The 8,528-nt window shown below is 72.5% G+C and carries 1 protein-coding gene; it reads right to left on the bottom strand.

Annotated features, from left to right (window positions below):
- On the bottom strand, nt 1-8,503 hold an 8,503-nt coding region (locus ACH442_RS47545; RefSeq protein WP_396344833.1), incomplete at its 3' end, for an amino acid adenylation domain-containing protein.
- Between the last annotated feature and the right edge of the window lie 25 nt (nt 8,504-8,528).

The raw sequence follows: 8,528 nt of genomic DNA, 5'->3' as shown, positions 1-8,528 counted from the left end.
GATTCACCACCGCACCATGCGAAACCCCCACACCCTTCGGCACACCCGTCGACCCCGACGTGTAAATCACGTACGCCAGAGCAGCCGGATCGACGCAGGCGGGAAGCGCGATTTCCGGGCCGGCCTCCTCGGACGGCCGCACCAGGCGCACCCCGGGCAGCGGGCGGTCGGCGACGACCACGTTCGCGCCGGTGTCGGCGAGCATGAACGCGACCCGCTCGTCCGGCAGGTCCGGCCCGATCGGCAGGTACGCCGCACCGGCCTTCCACACCGCGAGGATCGCGGTCACCAGCTCCGTGCCGCGGGGCAGGCGGAGACCGACCACCGACTCGGCGCCCACCCCGTGCCGGACCAGCGCCCGCGCCAGGCGCTCCGAAGCGGCGCCCAGTTCGGCGTATGACATCTCGGTGTCCTCGAACACCAGCGCGGACGCGTCCGGGGTCTGCCGCACCCGCTCCTCGAACATGCTGACGACCGACGAGGCGGGCAACTCCGCCGCGGTGTCGTTCCACCCGTACAGGATCCGGTCGCGCTCGTCGGCGCCGACCACGTCGATCTCGTGCAGCCGCAGCCCGGGGTCCGCGGTGACGGTGTCGAGCACGCACACCCACCGGCCGGCGATCGACTCGAGCGAGGCCGGGTCGAACAGGTCGGCGGACGCGACCATCCAGCCGCCCAGCCCGGCGGGGCGCCCGTGCTCGTCGAAACGTTCGGCGAGCGTCAGTTCGAGGTCGAACTGGGACGACGACATCCCCGCGTCGGAGCGCCAGGACGCGGTGGTCACGTCCGCCAGGTCCAGGGCGCCGCGGTCGTTGTTCTGCACGGTGAGCATCACCTGGAACAGCGGATGCCGCGACAGCGACCGTTCCGGCGCCAGTTCCTCGACGATGCGCTCGAACGGCACGTCCTGGTGCGCCATCGCCTCCAGCGACGTCTCCCGGACCCGGGCCAGAACCTGCCGGAAATCCGGGTCACCCGCCAGATCCGTACGAATCACCAGCGTGTTGACAAAGAACCCGACCAGATCGTTCAACGCCTCATCGGTACGCCCGGCCACCGCCGAGCCGATCGGAATGTCGACACCCGCACCCAGCCGCGACAACGTCACCGCCAGCACGGCCTGCACCACCATGAACAGCGTCACGCCCTCGGACCGAGCCAGCCCGGCCAGCCGCTGGTGCGTCGCGGCCGAGATCGACAGCGGCAGGGCATGCCCGCGCCGGGTCGCGACGGCGGGTCGCGGCCGGTCGGCCGGCAACGTCAATTCCCCGGGTACGCCGTCCAGCGCCCGCCGCCAGTAGCCGAGCTGTGCCGCCAGCGGGCTGTCCGGGTCGTCTTCGGCGCCGAGCAGGCCGCGCTGCCACAGGGTGTAGTCGGCGTACTGCACCGGCAACGGCTCCCAGTCCGGGGCGGCGCCACGGCGCCGCGCCGCGTACGCCCGTGACACGTCGCGCCCGAGCGGAGCCATGGACCAGCCGTCACCGGCGATGTGATGCACCACCAGCAGCAGCACCCGCTCGCCCGTACCGGACTCGAAGAGCGCGACCCGGATCGGCAGTTCCGCGGAGAGGTCGAACGCGTGCTGCGCGGCCACCTCGACCGCGGCGCTCAGGTCGTCCGTCCGGACCCGGTGCACCTGCCAGTCCAGGTCCCGCACGTCGATGATCCGCTGGTACGGTTCGCCGTCCACCGACGGGAAAACGGTGCGCAGCGACTCGTGTCGTTCCAGCACGTCGTGCAGAGCCGCGTTCAGCGCCGCCACGTCGAGGTCACCGGTCAGGCGGATCGCGACCGGGATGTTGTAGGTGCCGCTCGGTCCCTCCAGCTGCGCGAAGAACCAGAGCCGGCGCTGGGCGAACGACAGCGGCACCCGGTCCGGGCGGGCGGCGGTGGCCAGCGGGAGCCGTGCCGCACCGAGGTCGCCGGCCAGCCGTACGGCCAGACCGGCCACGGTCGGCGTCTCGAACAGCGCTTGCAGCGGCAGCTCCAGCCCGAGCATCGCCCGGATGCGGGACACCAGCCGGGTGGCGAGCAGCGAGTGCCCACCGAGGTGGAAGAAGTCGTCGTCGACACCGATCGATTCCAGCCCGAGCACCTCGGCGAAGATCCCGCACAGCAGTTCCTCCCGCACCGTGGCGGGCCGCCGGCGGGCAGGCGCGGCGGCCGCGGCGTAGTCCGGTGCGGGTAGCTTGCGGCGGTCCACCTTGCCGTTGATCGTCAGCGGGAACGCGTCCAGCGGCACGACGGCGGCCGGCACCAGGTAGCCGGGAAGGTGGCCGGCGACGTACTCCCGAAGCTCACTCTCCAGGTCACTGTGCCCGGCCGCCGGCACCACGTACGCGACGAGGCGTACGTCCGCCGGATCGTCCGCCCGGGCAACCACTTCGGCCTGGGCCACCGCGGGGTGGCCGGTCAGAACGGCCTGGATCTCACCCAGCTCGATCCGGAACCCCCGAATCTTCACCTGCTGGTCGGCGCGGTCGAGGAAGAGCAGGTGGCCCTCGCCGGTCCAGCGGACCCGGTCACCGGTGCGGTACATCCGCTCGCCCGGCTCGAACGGGCAGGCCACGAAGCGTTCGGCGGTGAACGCGGCACGCCCGGCATACCCCCGGGCCAGGCCCGCGCCGGTGGTGTAGAGCTCGCCGGGCACCCCGATCGGCACCGGTCGCAGCGACTCGTCGAGCACGTAGACGCCGCTGGCCGTGACCGGCTCGCCGATCGGCACGCTGCCGCCGTCGCGCAGCTCGTCGCCGCGCACGGCGTGCGTCGTGGTGAAGACCGTGCACTCGGTGGGGCCGTACACGTTGGTCAGCGCCACCCCCGGCAGTTCGTCGAGCAGCCGCAGGCAGTGCGCCGGGGACAGCCGGTCGCCACCCGCCCACACCTGGCTCAGGCCGGAAAGGGCCCGCACGTCGACGTCGATCACCTCGTGGAACAGGCCGGCGGTCAGCCAGGCGATCGTGACGCCGTACTCGGTCAGGAAGTCCCGCAGTTCGCTGACCGACTGCTCGTCGCGGCCGGGGATCGCCAGGGTCGCGCCGTTGAGCAGCGCACCCCACACCTCCAGCGTGCTCGCGTCGAAGGAGACCGAGGCCATCTGGCTGATCACATCGCCGGCACGCACGTCCACATGCCGGGCCACCCGGTCCACACCCTGATGCAGAACAACCACACCCTTGGGTACGCCGGTGGAACCGGACGTGTAGATCACGTGCGCCGGATGCCCGGGCAGGAGCGTGCGCGCCGGCGGGGTCGCGTCGAGCAGGTCGAGCGTGACGGCCGTGACCGGGTCGTCGAACGACACCACGGTCACCCCGAACCCGGCGACCCGGACCTGTTCGTCTCCGTCGGTCAGCACCACCGTCGCGGCCGAGTCCCGCAGCATCAACGCGACGCGTTCCGCCGGGTAGCCCGCGTCGATCGGCACGTACGCGCCACCGGCTTTGAGGATGCCCAGCCAGGCGACGATCAGCTGGGGACCGCGCCCCATCGCGACCGCGACCGTGGTGCCGGCGGACACCCCGAGCCCGATCAGGTGGCGGGCGAGCTGGTTGGCCCGGTCGTCCAGCTCGCGGTAGGTCAGCCGGAACCCCGGGCCGACCAGTGCAGCGGCGTCCGGCGTGCCGGCCACCCGAGCCTCGAACAGGTCCGGGATGCTGCCCCGGCCCGAGCTGCCGGCGCCGCGGCTCCAGGGCCCGGTGACCATCCGCTGCTCGTCGGCGTCGGCGACCACGACCCGGCTCAGCGGGGTGTCCGGGGCGTCGGCCACCGTGCGCAGCACGTTCAGCCAGCCGCGGGTCAACCGCTGGGCGGTGCCGGGCTCGAACAGGTCCGCCGAGGCCAGCACCGCGCCCCGGACGCCGCCGGGCACACCGCCCGGGCCGAGGTTCTCCTCCACCAGGAAGTCGAGGTCGAACTTGGCCATTGCGGCATCCGGCGGCAGCTGCGCGGCCGGCTCGGCGACCAGCCAGGAGGACCGGCGCGCGACCGTCTGCACGGTCAGGACGACCTGGAAAAGCGGGTGCCGGCCGTGGACGCGTTCCGGCGCGAGCTCCTCGACCAGCCGCTCGAACGGCACATCCTGGTTGTCGAACGCCGCGAGCCCCGTGGCCCGGACCCGGCCCAGCACGTCGCGCAGCGCCGGGTCGCCGGTCAGGTCGGCCCGGATCACCAGTGTGTTCACGAAGAACCCGACGAGATCCTCGAGCGCCTCGTCGGTCCGGCCGGCAACGGTCACCCCGAACGGGACGTCGGTGCCGGCGCCGAAGCGGGACAGCGTCACCGCCAGCGCGCCCTGCAAGATCATCGAGAGGGTGACGCCCTCGTGCCGTGCGGTTTCCAGCAGGCGGCGGTGCAGGTCCGCCGGGATGTCCACCGGCACCCGGTGCCCGCGGTGCCCCGGCTGGGCACGGCGGGCATGGTCGTACGGCAGGTCCAGCTCCGCCGGCGCCCCGGCCAGCGCCTCCCGCCAGTAGGCGGCCTGCGCCGACAGGCGTTCCTCGCTGAGCACGTCACGCTGCCACAGGGCGTAGTCGGCGTACTGGACCGGCAGCGGGGACCACTGCGGGGCGGCGCCGGCGAGCCGGGCGGCGTAGGCCTGCGACAGGTCCCGCTGCATCGGGCCCATCGACCAGCCGTCCCCGGCGCTGTGGTGCATCACCAGCAGCAGGGTCTGCGTGCCGGTCTCCGTCTCGAACAGCCATGCGCGGATCGGCAGGTCGGTGGCCAGGTCGAAGGGGAGCTGTGCCGCCTCGTCCAGCACGCGGGTCAGCTCGTCCGCGGCGACCGGGCGCCGTTGCAGCGACCAGTCGACGGCACCGGGCTCCAGGATGAGCTGGTACGGCTCCCCGTCCGCGGCCCGGATCAGCGTGCGCAGCGGCTCGTGTCTGTCGATCACGTCGCGGAACGCCTCGGTCAGCGCACCGGGTTCGAGCCGCTCGGCCGGGCGGATCGTGGTGCGCATGTTGTAGTTGGCGCTCGGCCCCTCGAGCTGTTCGACGAACCAGAGGCGGTGCTGCTCGAAGGAGAGCGGCAGTCGTCCGGGCCGCTGCGCGGCACGTAACGGCACGCGTACCCGGTCCACCTCGTCGCCGGCCAGCCGGGCGGCCACGCCGGCCACCGTCGGCGCCTCGAACAGGGCCCGCAGCGTCAACCCGGCCCCGAAGACCGAGCGGATGCGCGACAGCAGCCGCACGGCCAGCAGTGAGTGTCCGCCGAGACGGAAGAAGTCGTCGTCGACACCGACCGACTCCACACCCAGCACCTCGGCGAACGCCGTGCAGAGCAGTTCCTCCCGCACGGTGGCCGGTGCCCGGTCGCTCCCCGTGGCGTACTCCGGCGCCGGCAGGGCCGCGCGGTCCAGCTTGCCGTTGGCGTTCAACGGCAGTTCCGGCAGGTGCACGACCGCGGCGGGCACCAGGTACGCCGGCAGCCGCTCGGCGACGAAGCCGGTCAGGTCCCCGGTGTCCCCGTCGGCGACGACGTACGCGACCAGCCGCTTGCCGCCCGGGCTGTCGTCGCGGGCGATCACCGCCGTGCGCACGACCGCGGGATGGGTCAGCAGGGTCGCCTCGATCTCACCCGGCTCGATCCGGAAGCCACGGATCTTCACCTGATCGTCGGCACGGCCCGCGTAGGCCACGTGGCCGTCCGCCGTCCACCGGGCCAGATCGCCGGTGCGGTACATACGCTCACCGGCCCCGAACGGGTTCGCCACGAACCGGGATCCGGTCAGGCCCGCCCGGCCCGCGTAGCCACGCGCCAGCCCGGCCCCCGCCACGTACAGCTCGCCCACCACCCCGACCGGCACCGGGGACAGGCTGCTGTCGAGCACGTACGCCCGCGTGTTGGCCACCGGCCGGCCGATCGTCGGCTGGTCACCGGTCAGGCGGCCGGTCAGGGCGTCGACCGTGGCCTCGGTCGGGCCGTAGAAGTTGTAGGTGGCGGTCTCCGGCACGGCGACGAGCGCGCGCCAAAGCGGCTCGCTGATCGCCTCGCCGCCGAGCGACAGGACCTTCGGCCGGTGCCGCGGATCGGTCAGCAGCCCGGCCGGGAGCAGTTGCTGGGCGTACGAGGGTGTGACGTCGAGGAAGTCGAGCCGCCGGGTGGCGACATATTCGACGAACGCGTCCGGGTCACTGCGGGTGTCGTCGTCGAGGACGTGCAACTCGTGACCGTCACCGAGCAGCAGCACGCCTTCCAGGGAGGTGTCGAAGGAGAACGCCGCGCTCAGGCCCGCGCGCAGCCGTACCCCTCCGGCGTCGGTCACGTAGCCGGCGCGGTGATGGGCGAAGAGGTTGACCACGCCGCGGTGCTCGATCAGGGCGCCCTTGGGCGCACCTGTCGAACCGGAGGTATAGAGCAGGTAGGCGCAGTTGTCCGGGCGGAGCGGCGCGAGCCGGTCCGCGTCGGTGACGTCGGTGCCGGCCAGGTGCGCCAGCCGGCCGGCCGTCGCCGCGGCGTCGAACACGAGAACCGGGAGGCCCGTGGGCGACGCGGCGTGCACGCCCTCGGCAGCAGCGGCGGCTGTGGTCACCACCAGCGCGGGTGCGGCGTCGCGGAGCAGGAATCCGATCCGCTCACCCGGCAGGTCCGGGTCGACCGGCAGGTACGCGGCGCCGGCCTTCCACACCGCGAGGATCGCCACCACCATGTCCGCCGAGCGCGGCAACGCCAGCGCCACCACCGACTCCGGTCCCGCGCCACCGTCGATCAGCAGCCGTGCCAGCCGGTTCGCCGCTGCGTTCAGCTCCGCGTAACTCGCCCGGTACGAGTCACCGAAGACCAGCGCCGGCGCTTGCGGGGTACGTCGTACCTGCCGCTCGAACAGCTCCGGGAAGGTGGCGGCCGGCGTGGGCAGCGCGGTGTCGTTCCAGTCGTGCACGATCCGGTCCCGGTCGGCGGCGCCGACGACGGGGAGCGTGTTCAACCCGGCGTCGTTGTCGCCGGCGAGCGTGTCGCTCAACGCGCCGGCCAGGTTCTCCACCGCGGTTCGCAGCAGCCGGCCGATGGCGCCCGGGTCGTGCGGCGTGACCACCTCGACGGTGAAGCTGAGCCCGTCGGCGCCGTGGTCGTTGACCGAGACGCTCAGCGGGTAGTTGTCCCGCTCGCGGGTGGCGACGGCGCGGATGCCCAACTCGGCCCAGTCGCCGGGGCGGGTGGCGACGCGGTCGGTGTGGCGGTAGTTGAACAGTGACGTGAACAGCGGGGCGTTGCCGGTGATGCCGCTGGCCTGCTGCGCCAGGACCAGCGGGGCGTGCTCGTGTTCCAGCAGGGCGGCGAGCTGGCTGCGCATGGCGTCGACGGCGGCGCGGGCGCCGGCATCGCGGGTGCGGACACGTACCGGCAGGGTGTTGATGAACGGCCCGACCACCCGGTCCGACCCGGCGCCGGCGGTCAACCGGCCGAAGAGGACGGTGCCGAAGACGACGTCGTCGCGGCCGGACAGCACCGACAGCACCCGTGCCCAGGCCACGTGCAGGATGGTGGCGGTGCTGACGCCGAGACTCTGGGCGAGGTCACGCAGCCGCGCGGCCAGGTCCGGGTCGAGGACGATCCGCTCGTGACGGATGCCGGTGCCGTCGCCGAGGACCTCGGTCAGCCCGTACGGCGCGGTGGTCTCGGTGACGTCGCCGAGCAGTTCGGCGAAGTACCGTTCGTGTTCGGCCCGGTCCACCCCGTTCCGGGCCTGCGCCACGAAGTCGCGGAACGGCAGCGCCGGGGCCAGCGAGGCACCGTCACCGGCCAGCACCGCCCGCAGCTCCCGGACCAGCACCTCCATGCCCAGGTGGTCCTGAACCATGTGGTGGATGCGGACCGCACCGAGCCGGCGACCGCCGGGGAGCGCGGCGACGTGCAGGTCCATCAGAGGTGCGCGGCCCATCGGCATCGCCGGTCCGGCGAGGCGGACCAGCGTGGCGGCCCGGTCGGGGTCGTCCGCGTCGAGGACGTGTTCCACGACGGGAAGTTGCACCTGCCGGCACACCACTTGCACGGGTTCGGGCAGGCCGTCCCAGAAGACAGCGGTCCGGTAGATGTCGTGCCGGTCGATCACCTGCTGCAAGGCGCGAGCGAAGGTATCCAGACGCTCCCGCGAGTCGAACTCCAGAACCTGCTGCGAAACGTAGACATCCACGCCGTCACCGGCCATCAAATGATGGAAGAGCATGCCCTCCTGCAACGGCGCCAGCGGATACAGATCCGCCACATTCGCCGCACCACCCGGCACCGCGGCCACCACCCGATCCAACTCGGCCTGCGACAACGCCACCATCGGCACCATGTCCGGCGTAACCCGCCCCACACCCCACGGGATGAGACTCCGCGGCGCAGTGACCTGCTCACCACCAGCACTGGCCGCCAACCCCACCGGCGTCGGCGACTCGAACAACGCCCGCACCGACACCGTCAGACCACGTTCCCGCAACACCTGCACCAGCCGCACCGCCAGCAGCGAATGCCCACCCAACTGGAAGAAGTCATCATCGACACCGACCGACTCCACACCCAGCACCTCAGCGAACGCAGCA

Source organism: Actinoplanes sp. NPDC020271, from assembly GCF_044388125.1.
Classification (GTDB): Bacteria; Actinomycetota; Actinomycetes; order Mycobacteriales; family Micromonosporaceae; genus Actinoplanes.
Note: the sequence above shows the minus strand (reverse complement) of the source record. Positions and strands in the feature narration are given on the sequence as shown.